Genomic DNA, 18,454 nt, shown 5'->3' with positions numbered 1-18,454 from the left:
CAGGAAACAGGAAGATACGAAAAGGGTTCAGTCAATCAGATCGAATCGCGCCTCCTCACCGCCAGCGCCGCGAGCACGCCACCGGCCAGCAGGATCACCGCCAGAGCGATCAGCAGGCCCACGCTCACGCCAGTCCGGGACAGGACGGACGGCTGCTTGGCGTCAGCAGACTGCTTGGCATCGTCGGATTGCTTGACATCGCCGGAGCCGGCCGGAACCTTGCCCTGCTCCTTACCGTCGGTCTTGTCCGCAGCCGGCCGATCCGCGTCCTGACCGCCGTCCGCGCCGGGCGTCGCATCCGGCTTGGCGCCGGACTGCTGCTGGCCATCCTTGCCATCGTCCGGCTTGGTCTGCGGCGTTTCCGGTTTCGTGTCAGGCTTGGCGGTCTCGACCTTCACCAGCGCGCCCTGCGCCTTGATCAGATCGACCGCTGCCTTGTCCACCGCAGTCTGGTCGGCGTCCTTGGCAACCGCCTTCGCGTCGGCCAGGGCCTTGGCGAACACGGACCACGAGTCGGCCGTGTAATCCGACTCGGTCAGCTTGCCGGCGACCGCAACCGCGGCATCCAGCACCGAACGGTCCACCGGCGTCGGCTCGGGCTTCGGAGACGGAGCAACTGGCTTGCGCACCAGCGCGGCCTGCGCCTCCACCAGGGACTTGAGCGCCGCATCCACCTCGGCCTGAGTGGCGTCGTCGTCCGCTGCAACTTTCTCGGCGGCAGCGATGGCGGCCTTGAACGCATCCGCGGAATCCTGCGTGTACGCGTCGGTCTTCACCATCTTCGCAGCGGCGACCACCGCGTTAAGCGAATCCTTGGACACCGGAGCCGGCTGGGGAGACGGAGCGGGCTTGCGCACCAGCGCGGCCTGCGCATCCACCAACGCCACCGCAGCGGCGTCCACATCCTTCTGGGACGCATCGGCATCCGCGGCAACCGACTTCGCGCCTTCGAGCGCGGACTTGAACTCAATCCAACCGGACTGGTAGTCATCGGAGGAAAGCTTCTCAGCAGCGGCGATCAGCGCGTTGAGTACGTCCCGAACCACCGGAGACGGCTCAGGCTCCGGAGCTGAGGCGGCCTCAAGCTTGGACTCGGCATCCAGCAGCGCAGCTACGGCGCCGTTCACAGCGTCCTGCGAGGCGGCGGAATCGGCCAACACGACCCGAGCTGAATCCAGCGCCACAGCGAACGCCTGCCACGAAGCCTCCGTGTACGAAGCCGCATCGAACTTGGCGGCGGCATCAACGGCGGCCTGAAGCACCGACTTGTCCGTCGGCTCCGGAGTCGGCTCCGGTTCTGCCTTGGCCAGAGCATCCTGCGCCGTCTTCAGCGCAGACACGGCCGCATCGACCGCAGCCTGACCGGCTACCTCGTCATCGGCCACGGTCCTCGCCTCGGATAGGGCCGAAGCAAACACCTTCCACGATTCAGCTGTGTAATCGGATTCGACCAGTTTGCCCGCAGCCTCGATCGCGGCATTCAGCGCAGCTTTGTCCGCGGGTTCCGGAGCCGGCGTTTCGGTGAACGCGGCGCGCAGGGCGGCGGTCACGGTCGGCAAGTAGAACGTACGGATGCCCTCGAAGTTCGGATGGGTGCCCGAACCGGTGTTGGTGCCCGCTTCCGGCAGACCGGTCACGGAGGACACGTTGGCGAACGAGTACTGCGCCTTGTTCGCCTCGGTGATGCCGTCACCGCCTGCCGTGTAGGCATCGGCCAACGTCACCCCGAGCTCCTTGCACACGGCCGTCTGGGCCTCGTGCAGCTGAGCCTGAATGTCATAGTCGCGCGTGTACAACTTCGGCACCGCCGTGAACACGATCTTTGCGGTCGGCCACTTGCCCTGGATCTGCTTGATCGTGTCCGCGAACGCCTTTTTGTAGTCGTCCACGGTGACCGCGCCGTTCCTGATGTTTTCGGCATCGTTGGTGCCGCCGTCGAAAAGCACCACATCCGGAGCGTCGGCCGGCGCATGCTCGATCTGGTAGGAGATCCACAGGTCCTTGGCCGTGGTCTTGCCGTCGACATAGGCGATCGCCGCACCGTTCTTTGCGAACCGCTGGATGCTCATGCCCTCGGCGCGCGCCGCGAACGTCGCGAAACTGGCGTCCTTGTACTTGTGACCGGCCACGATCGAATCACCGAACGCATACACCATCTTGCCCTTAAGGGGCAGATCCGGAGTCGTGTCGGCCACGCGCAGCGCAATGTCGTCAAGCGTCTGGGTATTGGCCGCTCCGCCATAGTAGTTGGCGAGCACTAGCTGGGCAAGCGAGCTGGCCGTGGTATCGGCGTTGCCGTCAATGACGGCGTCGCCGCCCGCGGACGGGGCAACCGTGAAGGCGACCTTCTTGGCGGCGGAATCAAGCACCACGCGCACGCGATAGGTCTTCGACGGATCGGCCTTCACGGTGGTCCACGTCGGCTCCACGGCTGCCGTTGCGGCATTGGTGGCGGCAACGCCGCTGGCGCCCTGACCGTTGAATACGGTCCCGTAGCGTAGCTCGCTGCCCTTGGCGCCGGTCAAAGCGAAGACGAGACGGCCGTATTCGTCCAGCACCTGCACGCCGGCCTTGGCCTTCGCACCCGTGGTGGCGCTCCACAGGAACGTCACACCGGACTTGGTCTGTCCGACAAGGTCGTTCGACAGCTGGGTGCCCACGGCGGTTCCGTTATCCATACCGGTGATGGTGAGCTTGCCGTCCGCAACGGTGACGTACTGGTCGCCGAAGCCGTAATTGGCCGGATCGGTCTGCTGATCAAAGCCTTCCGTATCCACAGTGGTCAGATCGGGGTCGGCATCCGGCGCCGGAGCGGCTGCACGCGTGACCTCGATCACATAATCCAACGCCTCGCCCGTGTAGGAGTCGGCGTTCACCGTGATGGTGTTCTTACCGTCGGCAAGAGTCACCTCGGCAGTGTCGCCATCGACCTTCTGGTTGTTGACCTTCACGGTCTGGTTGGCCCAGCCGCGCGTCACCCTGACGGTGACGGACTTCACGTCGTTGGCCACTTCGCCCTTGACGGCGATCGGGTTTTCAGCGCCCTGCTTGGTACGGTCGAACGGTTCGGCGAACTCGTAGCCCTCCACGCTCAGATCCCTGAGCTGCGTAAGCTGGCTCGGATTGGTGCGGGACACCGTCAGCGAGTATTCCTTGGACGTCGTACCGTCCGCGGCAACCACCTTGACGGGGACCGTGGTGTCGATCGTCGCGGCCTGATCATCATTGGATGCGGCAAGCGTGATCTTCGCCGGGCTATCGGCGGTCGCTTCGACGCCGTTGACGAACACCTTGGCCCCGGCATTCAGCGCGGCGGCTTTTACCGTGGCGGTTTCGTCAAACGCTCCGACGGTACCGGCGAACGCGTCGCCGTCACGGGTGAGCGTCACGGGATCGTCGATGGAATCAGATGTAACGTCCAGCGCGGTGAGCGTAGTGTCGGCATCCGATGTCGGAGCGCCCTGGGTCACCTTAAACGAGTCGATGAGCAAGTCACCGGTGTTGGAACCGTCGGTGTAGAGCAGGAAGCGATCAAGACTGTCCACCTTGGTGCGCATGCCGCCCGACCAGACGGATTTGCCGTTCACGAACAGCTCACCGGTATTAGCCTCCACGTTGGCAACGTATTTGACGTCATACCACGTATTGGCTTCGGCGTCGGCCACCGTGACGATGGTCTTGTCATTCGGTCCCTTGTGGGTGAACAGCTTGCCGCCCTTGATGCCGAAGGTGGCGGTCGGGCCATTGGAGGATGCCGGGCTGGCGGCCTTCCATCCACTCTCGTCATAGGCGTACATGGCGATTTGGTTCGGCTCGCCGTTGGTGGTGGTGCGCTGGATCCGCGCCTCAATGGTGACGGTTCCGGTCAGGTTCGTCGCTTCGGCGTTGTAGATGCCGAGCACGGAGCCCTTGCCCACGCCGGTTTTGTTGATGTGCAGGTACTTGCCGGTGGCACCGGCATCGGCCGAAGCCTCTTCGACCGCAACTGTGCCAACGCCCGCATTCGTCAGCGCCGTCAGCGTGCCATCGGCAGACTTGGTGAAGGCGCCGGTGGGCTCATCGTCAAAGTCCTCGTCGATAACGGTTTTGACTTCCTCCGCGATGCGGGTCATTGCAAGGTCCGCAACGGTCTGCACGCCCTTGGCAACGGCCACGCCATCCCGCGAGGCACCGCTGTATCCGCCTTTAGCCACGGACACCGTGTATCCTTCGCCCACTTCGACGGCAATCGTGTATTTGCCGTCGGCATCGGTGGTCACGGTGGCCACGGCCGCACCGTCCTTGGACACGGTGACGACCGCGCCCGGCACGGCTTCGCCCAGCGCGGTAACCGTGCCGGCAACAGTGCCAGTGACCTTGGTCTGTCTGCCCAGCGTCACATTGGCAATGGTGACGGCGCCAGCTTTGGCCGCAATTTTGACGGCTTTGCCGGATTCGTAATCCTCGGCGGACGGGATCAGCGTGTATTCGCCCGGCTCGACCTCCACGGTAAAGCGCCCGTTGGTGCCGGAAGTCACAGTCTGTTGGTCACCGATCCGTACGGTGGCGTTTGCAACCGGGGTGCCGTCGGCATTCAGCACGGCACCGGCAAGCACCGACTTGTCCTGCGGCACGGCGTATGAGGTTGCGCCCACGTTGACGGGAGACGCGATCGGAGCGCCGAAGAAGTCCACGGTAGCGGCGGTCTGGTCGGACGGCTCGGCACCGGACGCTTTGAATCCCGAAGCAATCTTGGAGAGATCCACATCGGAGCCGGCGGCGATCAGCGGGGAGGTGCCCGCGCCGATCATGGCGTTGGCGAGATCGGCGTCCACATCTCCCTTGAGCTGCGGGTCGACGGTGATGGGCGCCGTATCGGTTTCGGGAGCGACCATCTTCACGCCGTAATAGGCATTGTTTTGGTACGTGACGCCATTGCCGGACAACAGCACGGTTTCGGTGGTCTTGTCGTAGTTGTTGATGAAGACGTTGTTGGCCATGTAATGCACATTGCCGGACTTGAGAACGCTGCCCGACGAACCGGACGTGGCGAAGTAGCGGATCTTGCCGTTGGCGTTGCCGGCAATGTCGTTGATCATCAGGTTGTTGTAGATCACGTTGACGCCGTTGGAGCCGTGCGGATTGATGTAATTGCGTTCGATGTCGCGGATCACGTTGTAGCGGGTCACGGAGGAGGAGCCCTTGTCGAATCCGCACAGCAGAATGCCCTCACCGGAATCGTGCACGTAGTTGTGCTCAATCAGGATGTTCGTGGTGTCCGTATCCGGGTCGATGGCGTTGGTGTCGGCCGCACCAGTGCGCCTCTGCATTTCACCAACGTCGTTGTTGCGCACCACCACGTTGTCCGCAAAGTACATTTCGATGCCGGAGACGCCGGACGCATCAATGACGTTGTCTTCGACGGTGGCGCCCTTGACGGACGTGAGATACATGGAATCCCAGCCGTACTGGGTGTCGCGGTTGGTCATATAGTTGCCGGAGACGGTGATGTCGTTGTGCGGCTGCCAGGAGGCGTCTTCGCGGAAGGCACCGGTGTTGCTCACCTTGCCGGCGCCGTAGCGATCACCCCAGCCGGGCGCGTTCTTCCTGCCGCGGCTTACGTTGCCCGATGCCTGCTTGAAGACGATGTTGGCAAACGACGTGTTGGCGATGGTATTGCCGTACACGTCGATGTCGGAGAGCACCGTGGCCTCGGTGGCATCGCCAAGCAGACCTTCGAACAGGATGCCGCCGGTGCGCTTGGAACGGTCGATGCCGGCCTTGGAAACGGACCACGTCACGCCGGAGACATCGTGGATGAACAGGTTGTGAATGGTGAAGCCCTTGAGTTCGCCCGCCTTCTCTCCGGCGATGTGCAAACCGCGCAGATCGCCCTGTCCCTCGTTCTCGGTGCCGGGGATCTGACCATTGTCGGACTTGGGCTGGAATTTGGTGGCATCGAAGTTGTCCGTCACGTTGGTGATCTCGAGGTTGGAGATGTCCCAATGCTGCTGGTTCATGAGTTGGACCGTGTCGTTGACCACGCCGCGGCCGTTGAGCTCGGGAGCGTCGCCGTCGCCGTAGCTGGACAGGACGATCGGCGCCTCGGCCGTGCCGGAACCGAGCGGATGCAGCAGGAAAGTCGGCGCGGCGTTGTCTTCCACTTTGCCTACCGCGGTGGCGTAATCATAGGCTTCCTTGGCCACGGCGTCGCCTGTGGCGTTCCACACGCTGCCCGCCTTGAGCAAAATGCGGTCGCCCGGCTGGAACGTGATGGCATTGACCTTGTCAAGGGATTTCCACGGCTTGTCCACGGAAGTACCCGCATTCGAATCGTCACCGTCGCGCGAATCGACATAATACGTGACGCCGGTGGCCGTGGGAGCCGATCCGTCCTTGACCGCCAGCGCGCCGGCCTTGACGGATGCACGACCGGCTTCCTTGCGCGCGGTTTTATCGGTATATCCGACAGGGGTTTCGGATGGAACCGTCTCACCCGCCGCCAGCGCCGTCATTGGACCGGCCGCGGCCGACAGCAGCATCGCACCGGCTGCGATAACCGCGGCAGCCGTTCTGCCTACGGCTGTTCGCGTTGATCGTTCTTCTCGCATTACCCGCTTCCTTTCTGAACGCCACTGACCTGCATCTTTGCGCGCTCCGCATCACTGCGCCGCGTACGGTCAGTTCCGATACCGACAAGAAACATCTTTCGGGTGCGATCATCAGATCACACCCGGGATCGATTCGAATCGTTACCGTAACCCTCACGGTAACAGCGAAAAAGCGAGTCCGGGAGGCTGCCGGATTCCGCCCGTCAGTGCCGCACGGCGTCATCCCCTGTCGCTACGCCGTTTCGTCTCAATGGAAACGCTTCCATAACTTTCCCCGCGCCGTATCCCGCATCCGCGCGCTACAATGAGCATAGTATCGATTCGTATCACACGGACAATGACGTCGGCACGGCAAGGACTGCACCGCTTCAATCGTCCAACGACCGATTCGGAGAGGAGTGAAGGATGGACTCACCCACCATTGGCGATGTCGCCAAACTGGCCGGCGTAGCCATCTCCACGGTCTCACGCGCGTTAAATGGCGGTTCGGTCAGAGCAACCACGCGCAGGAATGTGCTTGCGGCCGCCGAGAGCCTCGGATACCACGGTGATGCCGTCGCCCGCAGTCTGGCCAGCGGACGCAATCACACCCTCGGCATTGTGATATGGAACTTCTCGACTTACTACACGACGGAAATTCTCTCCGCGATCACTTCCACCGCTCATCAGGCCGGATACCGAACGTTGCTCGCCGACGCGGGGGACGGGCGCATACCCAGAGAAGCGATCGTCAACGAATACGCTCGCGCCACGGATGGAATGATCCTCGTTTCCCCAGCATTAGATAGTTTGGATTCACGTTCCCTCAGCGACCCGCGCACCACCGTATTGATCAACCGAAGCCATCAAGGTTATGCCGCCGTCGTAATCGACGAAACGGCGGCCATGCAGCAGGCCGTACGGCACCTGACCTCACTGGGGCACCGCAGCATCGCCTACCTCGGCGGACCGCAATACTCATGGAGCAACGGGCGCCGCCGGGCCGCATTCCTTGACGTCTGCCGGCAGCTGGGCGTACGCGGCGAGGCACTGGGATCATACGAGCCGACCCATCACGGCGGGCACACCGCCGCCGACGCGCTGATGCCGCTGCTCAACGATCATGCCGGGGAACGCCGCGTTACGGCGGCCATCGCCTTCAACGACGCCATCGCATCCGGCATGCTGTCGCGCCTGATCGAACGGGGCAAACGGATTCCGGACGATTGCAGCATAATCGGCGTAGATGATTCCTTGATCGCCCGCACCTCGCGCCCACAGCTCACCTCCATTGCGACCCGTCAGCGTGACATCGGCGCCGCCGCGACCCGCCTGCTGCTGCATCAGCTCGAAACCGTCTACGCCACGGGACGAGCCGACCGGCACGCACGACAGGACAAGGCCGAACGGGCCACGGAATCCAACGAACCGTCCACCACCACCGCACGCCCATGCCTCATGATCGCCGGCACGCTCACCGTTCGCGGCAGCACCGGGCCGGCCGCTTAGCTCCCTGACGGACCCAGCGGACGGAACCATGCGACAGGATCACCGGGCTACCCCTCAGCCGCCTTCAGCGACAGCTCCCCTGACAAGGGGAGCATCATGAGCCCACCCACCCGGCTCCCCCTAGGCAGGGGAACGAGTTAGAAGGTACGGTGGGTCCACCGCCCGGCCACCATCGTGGCGGCGACGGACCGGGGCATCGCGCGCATTTCCTCCGGAGTGCGGACCGCGTAGGGATCGCGGTCGAGGAGGACCAGATCGGCGGAGTCGCCGGGCGCCAAGCGGTCGCGGCCGACGGCGGTCGAGGCGGCGAGCGCGGTGCGCACGTCAAGGCACTGCTCGGGCTGGAACGGCTCGCGGTCGGAGCTCTCGGTACCGAACACCGCGGCGGAGATCGCCAGCCACGGATCGAGCGGGGCGACGGGTGCGTCGGAGCCCATGCGCAGGCGGGCGCCGGCGTCGTGCAGCGCGCGGAACGGGTAGGGAATGCCCGCAGGATGGGCCCAGAACCGGGCGATCACGTCGCGGTCGTCCATGGCGTGCTGAGGCTGGATGCTGGCGGTCAGGCCCAGCTCGGCGAAGCGCGGGATGTCAACGGGCTTGAGCATCTGCGCATGCTCGATCGACCCGTGCGCGCCCGTGGCGGCGGCCGCGTTGAGCACGACCGTGTTCGCCTCGTCGCCGATCGCGTGGCAGGCGATGTCGAAACCATGTTCGGTGGCGAGACGCATGTAGTCCTCGATTTGCGCCGGCGCATAGCTCAGCACGCCGCGGGTGGGCGGCTCGATGCCGGAATAGGGCGTGGAGCAGTAGGCGGAGCGGGTGTTGAGCGATCCGTCGGAGATGAGCTTCATCGCACCCACGCGGCCCAGGCCGTGCGAGCCGGGCAGTTCGCAGCCGGTGCGCCAGCCGGCGTCGATCGCGGCCTGCAGACGCTCCGGATAGACGCCCGCGTCCACGCGCAGCCGGTCGATGCCGAGCGCGAACCGTCTGGTCCACGAATCGATGTTCTCGGCCATCTCGTAGTCGCGGATGCCAACCACGCCCTTGGAGGCGGCGTCCTCCTCGGCGCGGCGCAGCAGACGCAGGGACTCCTCCGCGGCGCCGGGCGCGTTGTCCAACTTGCAGTAGGCGTCGAACCACTCCAGCTCGCTCACCAGACCGGACGCATCCACATGCACGCCCAACCGCCGGGCCGCCGCGGAATTCACCCACCCGCAGTGCATGTCCGCGCTGGAGAGGGCCACGGGCTGCTCGCCGGACGCCTCGTCGATCGCGGCCAGCGTGGGCTGCTCGGCGTCCGACCACAGGGAATGGCGGAAGCGCATGCCCACCACGAACACGTCCGGGCTGAGCGTGCCGGCTTTGCGCCGCTCGTCCAGATACGCGCGCAGCATGGCCATCGCCTCGCTCGCGCTGCGGGCTGCCAGAAGGTCAAGACGCCCGAACGTGGCCGACCATTGCGTGAAATGCGTGTGGCAGTCCCACAGGCCGGGAATGAGCCAGCGGCCGTCGGCATCCACGGTTTCGGCTTTTGCGGCGTCCGGCCGATCATCCAGTGAGCCCGCGGGGCCGATGGCGGCGATCGCTGCGTCCTCAACTGCGGACGTGGCCCCGGCGATCAGCACGTCATGCAACGGCGCTTCGTACTCCCCGCTCGTCTTCTCGTCCGCCTTCTTGTCCGCCTTCTCACCCGGAAACCTGACGTTGCGGATCATCATGCGCTCGGCCATATGCAGCTCCATTCCGATTTCATTCGCCTCCGACCATGCTAGCCACCTCCCCGATCCATCACCGCAAGCGCAAACGCGGGAACGCGACGAGGACCCCGCCCGCGCCACGGCACACGGTGGGTGTTTTGCAGCACTGGTGACAGCGTGGGCACAATGTGGGCCCATTGTGCCCACGCTGTCACCACCGTCATAAAACACTCCATGCCGTCCCGGCCAGCAGCGGACTCGCGCGGCGAGAAATTCGACGATGGGGAGGGCGGGGAGAAAGTTGGGCGCCGCCGATCATTGGCCCGGATGACAAACAGTGCAGGAGACACGGGATCCGAACGCCACCGCCGCTCGCCGGCTTGAATAATGGCTCGGGCGAGGGCTCGGAGGGTGATTTGGGCGCATTTGGGCGCGAACGGCCGGCAGAAAGTGAACGGCTTGCAGACGCCTCACACCGTCGGATGCTGGGCGGCCATCGTTTCGGCGGTGAGCAGCTCGTGGTCCACCAGCGCATCGTCGGGCGCGGTCAGGTAATGGTCGAACTCCTTGAGGATCCGCGCCGACGGCGGCTCGGTGATCAGCGACACCACCACGATGGCCAGCAACGACAGCAGGAACGCCGGCAGCAGCTCGTAGATCGCGAACACGCCGCCCATGGGCTTGACGAGGTTGTGCCAGACGAGCACCGCTGCCGTACCGGTGAGCATGCCGGCGATGGCACCGGCCTTGTTAGTGCGGCGCCAGTACAGCGCGCACAGCATGAGCGGGCCGAAGGAGGCGCCCAAGCCCGCCCACGCATAGGAGACGACTTGGAAGATCGAGGAATTCTGGTCGTACGCCACCAGCACGCCGAACAGGAACATGACCAGCAGGGTGATGCGCGCCACGATCATGACCTGACGGTCGTTGGCCTTGCGGTGCAGCAGGCCGCGGAAGATGTTCTCGCCCATCGCGGAGGCACCGATGATCATGTATGAGGAGCTCGAGCTCATGGACGCGGCGAAGATGCCGGAGACGACCACGCCGCACATGAAGCTCGGCAGCAACGTCTGGGCGGCCACGATGAACACGCTCTCCGCGGCGGCTTCGGTGAGGAACTGCGTGGGCATCATCGCGCGGCCCACCAGACCGATCGCGATCGCGCAGCCCAGCGACGCCACGCACCACGACGTGGCGATGATGCGCGACTTGCGGATCTCGCCCACGCTGCGGATCGAGAGGAACCGCACGAGCACCTGCGGCATGCCGAAGTATCCCAGGCCCCACGCGAGCATGGAGACGATCGTGATGATGCCGTAATCGGTGGGCGCGCCGAACACCGCCTGGCCCTCGCGCACGATCTGCTCGCCCAGATCGTTGAGCGCGGGCGCGGCGACCTGCGTACCGGACAGGTAGCCCGGGATGCCCTCCAGGAACGCTGCCGTGCGCTCCGGTCCGCCCGCACCGGCGATCGAGCCGACGAACACGACGGCGAGCGCGAAGAACATGAGCACGCCCTGTACGAAGTCCGTGGCCACCACCGACAGATAGCCGCCGACGATGGTGTAGACGAACACGACCGCGGCGCCGAGGACCATGGTCAGGTGGTAGTCGAAGCCGAACAGGGTGGCGAACAGCTTGCCGACGGTCACGAAGCAGCTACCCACGTACACGCAGAAGAACGCGAGGATGATGAGCGCGGCGATGGTGGAGATCACGGCCTTGTCGTCGTGGAAGCGCTTGGCGAAGAAGTCGGGGATGGTGATGGCGTCGCCGGCGATCACCGAGTAGCGGCGCAGGCGGCGGGCGACGATGCGCCAGTTGAGGTAGGTGCCGAGCGCGAGGCCGGTGGCGGTCCACAGCGGGTCGGCCAGACCGGTGAAGTAGGCGACGCCGGGAAGGCCCATGAGCAGCCAGCCGCTCATGTCGGACGCCTCGGCGGACAGCGCGGTGAGCCACGGCCCCACGCCGCGTCCGCCGGCGAAGTACTGCTGGGCGGAGGAGTTCGAACGCTTCGAATAGAAGAAGCCGATGGCGAGCATGGCCACGAAGTAGATGACCATCGCCACAAACACCCAGACATCCGCAGAAACCATGCTTTGCCGCTCTTTCTCTTGCACCCTGAAGATCCCGCGCACGCTCGCGCGCCGCATGGATTTTCCAATCTATCGGTCGGGGGAGCGGGCGCGGCGGATTGTCTCACCATCCGTCTCGGCATGCGGGCCGCGCCGCGGGACCGGGCGGGCGTCTTGGCGGTTGACGGCCGTCGTCCACGGTCGCCTGTTAGCCGTCCGTTAGCCGTCCCGACGCCCGACGCCCGACGCCCGAAGTTGTCCACCGCGACACGAATCATCCACTTATCCACCGTCCCGCGGCCGTCCGTTGGATTCCGAGTCCCACGCCATTAGCGTCAAAGGCATGAACACCGAATCGTATTCGCTCGAATCGCTCACCAACGTCAAGTACCAACGACTCAACGCTTGCGCCGAACTGCAACGCCGCACCAAGCGCCGGCTGGTCTTCGCGCGCTCCGAGGCGCTGGAGCTGCTTGCCGTCGAAAAGCCCATCGAGCCGGAATCCGAGCGCCGCCGCAAGGACATGGACGTGGTGGTGGGCAGCCCCGGGGAGAAGGGGCGCTTGCGTGGCATACGTTTTCTCACATGGCATGGCCCCATTGAAGTCATCGATGTGAATCGGGCCATTGAATGCACTACGCCCGTATGCACGTGGGCCCATTACTCCGGACTCATCACGCTGCGGGAACTCATCGTGCTTGGCGATTCCATGATGCGCCGCAACCGGCGATTGGCTCGCGCGGAATTTTCCGACTTCGTAAGGTACTTAGACGGAGACGGCCAATTCCTCGGCAAACTGAATTGCAAACGCGCGTTGAAGCTCATGAGAGAAGGTACGGATTCCTCGCAGGAGACGCGAACTCGCCTGACACTCATGCAATACGGTCTGCCGGAGCCGGCGGTGAACTACCCGATCACGTTGCACAACGGACGTGTGGTACTGGCGGACATGGCATATCCGGAGTTACGGATAGCCATCGAGTACGACGGCGGCTATCACCGATTCGACAGCAACCAGGTGCTTCGGGATGACAAACGCCGCGAAGCACTGGAGGAATTGGGATGGCTGTACATCAAGGTCACCCGCATCGATATGGGCAATGAACAGGTCGAAGAGACTCTGGCCCAACGCGTGGCCACGCAATGCGAGCGCGTGCTCGGCGTATCGGTGCCACTGACTGCGAGAATGTCGGTGCAACAGATCTGCGACGGACGCCGGATCCGCCGCAAGCCGCTATGGGATCGCGTTCCCAGACACCTGTGGAAAGCACCATGGGCGCAAGAAACCGCATCGTGAGGCATGGAGTCATATATCAACGGGATATCTCCAGAGTCAGGGGCAGATTTCGACTTGTGCAAGGAGATATCTCGAGAGTGAGGGGCACTGTAGCGGCAGGAACTGGGAAAACGGCATTGCAACTCCGCCATTTTCAGCGTCCATCTTCTCAATTATCCGCCATGGAACACCCTGACTCTTGAGATATCTGTTCCCAGATCGGCAAAAGTGCCCTTCACTATGGAGATAGCCTTCCCCAATCCATGCTTGTCCCATGGAGGACGCCTTGCCATGGCCGTGACCACTCCGCGGGGAGCATCTCGCCGGCAAAATACAACCGGAATCGGGAAGCCCCCGGGCTTTAATCGCCTCACACGTCGTAGCGCCAGGACTTGTCGGTGACCACGCGGGCCATGGCCAGTCCGATGGGCAGGCAGATGATCACCATGAACGCGCGGAACGCCCAGTCGAGCGCATTGATGGTGTCAAAGCCGCCCAGATAGAACATGGCGCGGTACATATACAGTCCGGGCACCATGATGACGATGGACGGCACCGTCAGGCAGATGCGCGGGTAGCCGAGGTGCGGCGGCAGCCAGCCGTGCCGCACCGACGAACGCCACACGAAGGCGAGAATGCCGGACAGGAACGCGCCGATGAACGCCGCGGCCTCCGCGGGCACTTGGAAGTCCACGAGCGTGAGGCGGAGCGTGTCGGTGATGGCGCCGATGAACGCCGCCACGAGGCACATGCGCTGGGGGGAATTGAACAGCACCGAGAAGCCCCACACGCCCAGAAACGCGAACACGAAGCGCAGACACCCGTTGACCCATGCGTTGAGCCCCAGCGGTTCGAAGCCCTCCGGATTGAGGTGCACCATGGACGCGACCATCCAGCCGGCGAGCGTGGCCATGAGGATGATGCACAGCACGTAGGTGATGCGCTGGATGCCGGACGGGAAGTCGATCTTCGCCATGTCGAGCCCGCCGGTGATGAGCGGGAAGCCGGGGATGACGAACAGCATGGCGCCGATGTACGCGGTGTCGTGCGAAAGGGCGACCGGGTCGAACAGGCCGACGAATCGCAGCGTGCCGGTGCAGGCGAGCGCCGCCGCGGCCACGCACACGAAGGTGACGAAGAATTGGTTGAGGTGGTGCGCGAACAGCCGGCGACGCATCCACTGGCCGAGTCCGGCGCCCACGAACGCGCCGATCATGTCGTAGGGGCCGCCGCCGAGCAGGAACACGAAGGACGCGCAGGCGATGGCCGACGCGAGGCCCGAGAACCACGGCTTGTAGAGGGGCTTGCGGCGCTCGATCAGGTCGAGTCGCTCATGGGCCTGCCGCACGGTGATGCCCTCGTGCCGCCCGGTCTTGGGCTGCGCGCCCACATGGTCGAAGTGCTCGGCGTATTCGCCCTTGGGCGGCTGGTGGACGCGGCCGGACTTCTTGCCGGCGGACGAGGACGTGGGGGAGGACACATAGCCCTCGCCCTCGAGCTTCTCCCGCTGCCGGCGGTCGCGCTCGGCCAGACGGGCGGCCACACGGTCGCGCACGGCGTCGCTGTCGCCGGAGAAGACCTCCTCCTGATCGAAGCGCTCCTCGTCGCTGGTCCGGCTCTCCACCGGCACGACGGGCAGGTCGTCGGCAAGCAGACGGTGCGTCTCCTCGCTGTCGTCGCCCAGCGAGCGCTCGGCCTCCGCACGCTTCAGCGTGTTCACGCGCTCGGCGAGTTCCATGGCCTCCACGACCGGATCCTCGGACGCCTCGCCCTCCTGCGCGGCCTTGAGCTCCTCGCGGATCTTCTTCGACAGGTCCGCCGAGTACTGGGAGGCGTCGCGCTCCTCAAGGTGCTGCACCACGCCTTCGGACAGCTTGGACTGCACGTGGTACATGGAGCTCTTGCCGAGGTTCACGGCGAACCAGTCGGCGAAGTGCTCGAGCAGCCAGATGCGCTCGGTGTTGACGCCGGTGGTGGGCAGGTCGATCACCTCGGTGATGCGGTGACGCCCGTCGGTGCAGGTGGCCTCGATGTCCGTGAGGTTGACGTCCGCACGCACGTGCACGCCGAGCGGGTAGGCGATGCGGTGCATCATCTCGCGCACGCGGAAGCTTCCGGTGCCGGCGCCGAGGTCCAGCGTGCCGACGCGCACGATCACGCTCGCCTTGGCGGCGATGCCCGCGTCGACGATCGGTTTGTCCCAGTCGCGGGCGATGTCCTCCATGTCCAGCGGAATGGAGTGGGTGTGGAATTTGCGTACGGCGGTGGCCCCCACCGGCTGCGCGGCGGACTTGTTTTCCGCGTCCTTGTTCTTCCTCAGGAAACTCACAGTGCCATATGTACCCCCACGTGGCGAAATTTGCGCGCGGGGAAGCCGGCGCCTCATCGATCGTTCCTTCCACTATCCAGCCGCCCGTAATACAAGTGTCGATTTGGCGCCTAGAATGGTGCCCACTAGCCAATCGGGCTTAAGGCTTTGGGCTTGGTACGTCCGTCCCCACACAACCGCGGAGGAGCCGCGGAAGGACGGTTGACGAGCAACCGGAGGCCCGGTAAAGGAGGTCTGATGACAGCTAACGATCAACAGATCAATGCTGCGGACGCCAGCATCCTGACGTCCGGTACGGGCAAGAAGGGCCCGGAAGAGCATGATCTGCCCGCTTCCCTCAAGCAGGACATGGATCTGTGCCTGCGCATTCTGAGGGACGTACTTGGCGAGTTCGACAAGGATCTGCTCGCCAAGTTCGACACCGTCCGCGCGTATGCCGTGGAGGCGAGCGCCGAGCACTTCGGCATGACCGATCCGAACCCCGACGAGGACGGACTGGCCGAGGCCGTGAAGACGATCGACGCGATGAACCTGCACGACGCCCAGCTGCTGGCCCGCGCGTTCGCCACGTACTTCCATCTGGCCAACCTGTGCGAGGAGAACTACCGCGTCTCCGTGCTGCACAGCCGCGAGGCCAAGGTCGACGAGAACGAGGCCGTCGATCCGATCAACGAGATGACGCTGGCCTACCACCAGTTGCTGCAGGAGATGGGCCCGGCGAAGGCCCGCGACCTGCTCAACCGCCTGGAGTTCCACCCGGTGTTCACCGCGCATCCGACCGAGGCCCGCCGCAAGGCCGTCGAGGGCAAGATCCGCCGCATCTCCCAGCTGCTCGAACAGCACAAGCTGCTCGGCGGCACGGACAAGAAGGAGAACTGCCGCCGTCTCTACAACGAGATCGACGCGCTGTTCCGCACCTCGCCGATCGCGCTCAAGAAGCCGACCCCGGTCGAGGAGGCGGACACGATCCTCGACATCTTCGACAACACCCTGTTCCACACCATCCCCAAGGTGTACCGCCGCTTCGACGACTGGATGCTGGGCGACAAGGCCGGACTCGTGGAGCCGGTGTGCCCCGCGTTCTTCCACCCGGGCAGCTGGATCGGCTCCGACCGCGACGGCAACCCGAACGTGACCGCGAAGGTGAGCCGTCAGGTGGCCCGCAAGTTCTCCGATCACGTGATCGCCGCGCTTGAGGACGCCTGCCGCACCGTGGGCCGCAACCTGACGATGGAATCCGAGACCACGCCCGCCTCCGACGAGCTCAAGGCCCTGTGGAACCGTCAGAAGGAAATGAGCGAGCGCCTGACCGACAAGGCCGCGCTGATCTCCACCAAGGAGCTGCACCGCGCGGTCATGCTGGTGATGGCCGACCGCCTGCACTACACGATCGAACGCGACGCCGACCTGATGTACCACTCCTGCGACGACTTCATCGCCGACCTCAAGGTGGTGCAGCACTCGCTGGCCGCCGCCGGCGCGAAGCGCAGCGCGTACGGCCCCCTGCAGGACCTGATCTGGCAGGCGGAGACGTTCGGCTTCCACATGGTGGAGATGGAGTTCCGCCAGCACTCGGTGGTGCACGCCCGCGCCCTCGCGGACATCCGCGAGCACGGCCTGCACGGCGAGCGCGGCGAGCTGCAGCCCATGACGCACGAGGTGCTTGACACCTTCCGCGCGCTGGGCTCCATCCAGAAGCGCAACGGCATCAAGGCCGCGCGCCGCTACATCATCTCCTTCACCAAGAGCGCCCAGAACATCAAGGACGTCTTCGAGCTCAACCGCCTCGCGTTCGCCCATCCGGAGGACGTGCCGACGATCGATGTCATCCCGCTGTTCGAGCAGCTGGAGGACCTGCAGAACTCGGTGAACGTGCTTGAGGAAATGATCAAGATCCCCGAGGTTCAGGCCCGTCTCAAGGCCACCGGCAACAAGCTGGAGGTCATGCTCGGCTACTCGGATTCCTCGAAGGACGCCGGCCCGACCTCCGCCACGCTGGCCCTGCACTCCGCGCAGGAGCGCATCGCCAAGTGGGCCGAGTCGCACGGCATCGACCTGACCCTGTTCCATGGCCGCGGCGGCGCCGTCGGTCGTGGCGGCGGCCCCGCCAACCGCGCGGTGCTCGCCCAGCCGGTCGGCTCCGTGAAGTGCCGCTTCAAGCTCACCGAGCAGGGCGAGGTCATCTTCGCCCGCTACGGCAACCCGGTGCTGGCAGTCCGCCACGTCGAGTCGGTCGCGGCGGCCACGCTGCTGCAGTCCGCTCCGAGCGTGGAGAAGCGCAACACCGAAATGACCCGCAAGTATGCGGACATGGCGGCCGCGCTGGACAAGGCGTCGCACGAGCGCTTCCTCGACCTGCTCAACACCCCAGACTTCGCCCCGTGGTTCTCCACGGTCACGCCGCTGACGGAGATCGGCCTGCTGCCGATCGGCTCCCGTCCGGCCAAGCGCGGCCTCGGCGCCAAGTCGCTCGACGACCTGCGCACGATCCCGTGGATCTTCTCCTGGGCTCAGGCGCGCATCAACCTGGCCGCCTGGTACGGTCTGGGCACCGCGTGCGAGAAGTTCGGCGACCTCGCCACCATGCGCGAGGCGTACGAGGAGTGGCCGCTGTTCTCCACGTTCATCGACAACATCGAGATGTCGATCGCGAAGACCGACGAGCGCATCGCCAAGATGTACCTCTCGCTCGGCGACCGCGAGGACCTCAACGAGAAGGTGCTCTCCGAGATGGAGCTCACCCGCAAGTGGGTTCTGAAGATCGTGGGCGACGAGTGGCCGCTGCAGCACCGCCACGTGCTCGGCCAGGCCATCCGCATCCGCTCGCCGTACGTGGACGCGCTGTCCGTCACCCAGATGCTCGCCCTGCGTTCGCTGCGCAAGAAGGTGGACAAGGAAGAGCTCAGCAAGGACCAGCAGGCCGGGTTCATCTACCTGATCCTCTGCACCGTTTCGGGCGTCGCCGCCGGCCTGCAGAACACGGGCTGACGTTTGCGTCG

Annotated in this window: 7 protein-coding genes; 3 read left to right on the top strand and 4 right to left on the bottom strand. The window is 64.8% G+C overall.

The genetic code is table 11. The features are described 5' to 3' along the window. Positions 1-35: 35 nt before the first annotated feature. Positions 36-6,494, bottom strand: coding sequence for a carboxypeptidase regulatory-like domain-containing protein (locus DSM100685_RS05505; protein WP_163200961.1), 6,459 nt, complete (start codon positions 6,492-6,494; stop codon positions 36-38). 501 nt (positions 6,495-6,995) lie between these two features. On the opposite strand from DSM100685_RS05505, the gene DSM100685_RS05500 reads away from it, so the two are divergent. Further along, positions 6,996-8,078 carry a LacI family DNA-binding transcriptional regulator gene (locus DSM100685_RS05500; protein WP_152350350.1) on the top strand — a complete coding sequence of 361 codons (1,083 nt, stop codon included), beginning with the start codon at positions 6,996-6,998 and terminating at the stop codon, positions 8,076-8,078. A 137-nt stretch (positions 8,079-8,215) separates the two neighbouring features. Here the strand turns inward: DSM100685_RS05500 and DSM100685_RS05495 are convergent, their stop codons facing one another. Both DSM100685_RS05495 and DSM100685_RS05490 read right to left on the bottom strand, forming a co-directional pair. Further along, positions 8,216-9,820: an amidohydrolase gene (locus tag DSM100685_RS05495; RefSeq protein ID WP_239512659.1), complete on the bottom strand. Its 1,605-nt coding sequence runs from the start codon at positions 9,818-9,820 to the stop codon at positions 8,216-8,218. Positions 9,821-10,245: 425 nt separating this feature from the next. Continuing rightward, positions 10,246-11,871: a sodium/proline symporter gene (locus DSM100685_RS05490; protein WP_152350349.1), complete on the bottom strand. Its 1,626-nt coding sequence runs from the start codon at positions 11,869-11,871 to the stop codon at positions 10,246-10,248. A gap of 322 nt (positions 11,872-12,193) precedes the next feature. Between DSM100685_RS05490 and DSM100685_RS05485 the strand changes: the two genes are divergently transcribed. Continuing rightward, positions 12,194-13,147, top strand: coding sequence for a PDDEXK family nuclease (locus DSM100685_RS05485; protein WP_152350348.1), 954 nt, complete (start codon positions 12,194-12,196; stop codon positions 13,145-13,147). Between the two features lie 349 nt (positions 13,148-13,496). On the opposite strand, the gene DSM100685_RS05480 is transcribed toward DSM100685_RS05485, so the two are convergent. Then, on the bottom strand, positions 13,497-15,455 hold the full coding sequence (locus DSM100685_RS05480) for a threonine/serine exporter family protein (protein WP_420837376.1): 1,959 nt from the start codon (positions 15,453-15,455) through the stop codon (positions 13,497-13,499). A 237-nt stretch (positions 15,456-15,692) separates the two neighbouring features. On the opposite strand from DSM100685_RS05480, the gene DSM100685_RS05475 reads away from it, so the two are divergent. Then, positions 15,693-18,443, top strand: a complete 2,751-nt coding sequence (locus DSM100685_RS05475; protein WP_152350346.1) for a phosphoenolpyruvate carboxylase — start codon at positions 15,693-15,695, stop codon at positions 18,441-18,443. The last annotated feature ends 11 nt before the right edge of the window (positions 18,444-18,454 follow it).

This window comes from Bifidobacterium avesanii (assembly GCF_009299475.1).
In the GTDB taxonomy this organism is placed as follows: Bacteria; Actinomycetota; Actinomycetes; order Actinomycetales; family Bifidobacteriaceae; genus Bifidobacterium; species Bifidobacterium avesanii.
The sequence above is the reverse complement of the archived record's forward strand: the minus strand, read 5'-3'. Positions and strand labels throughout refer to the sequence as shown.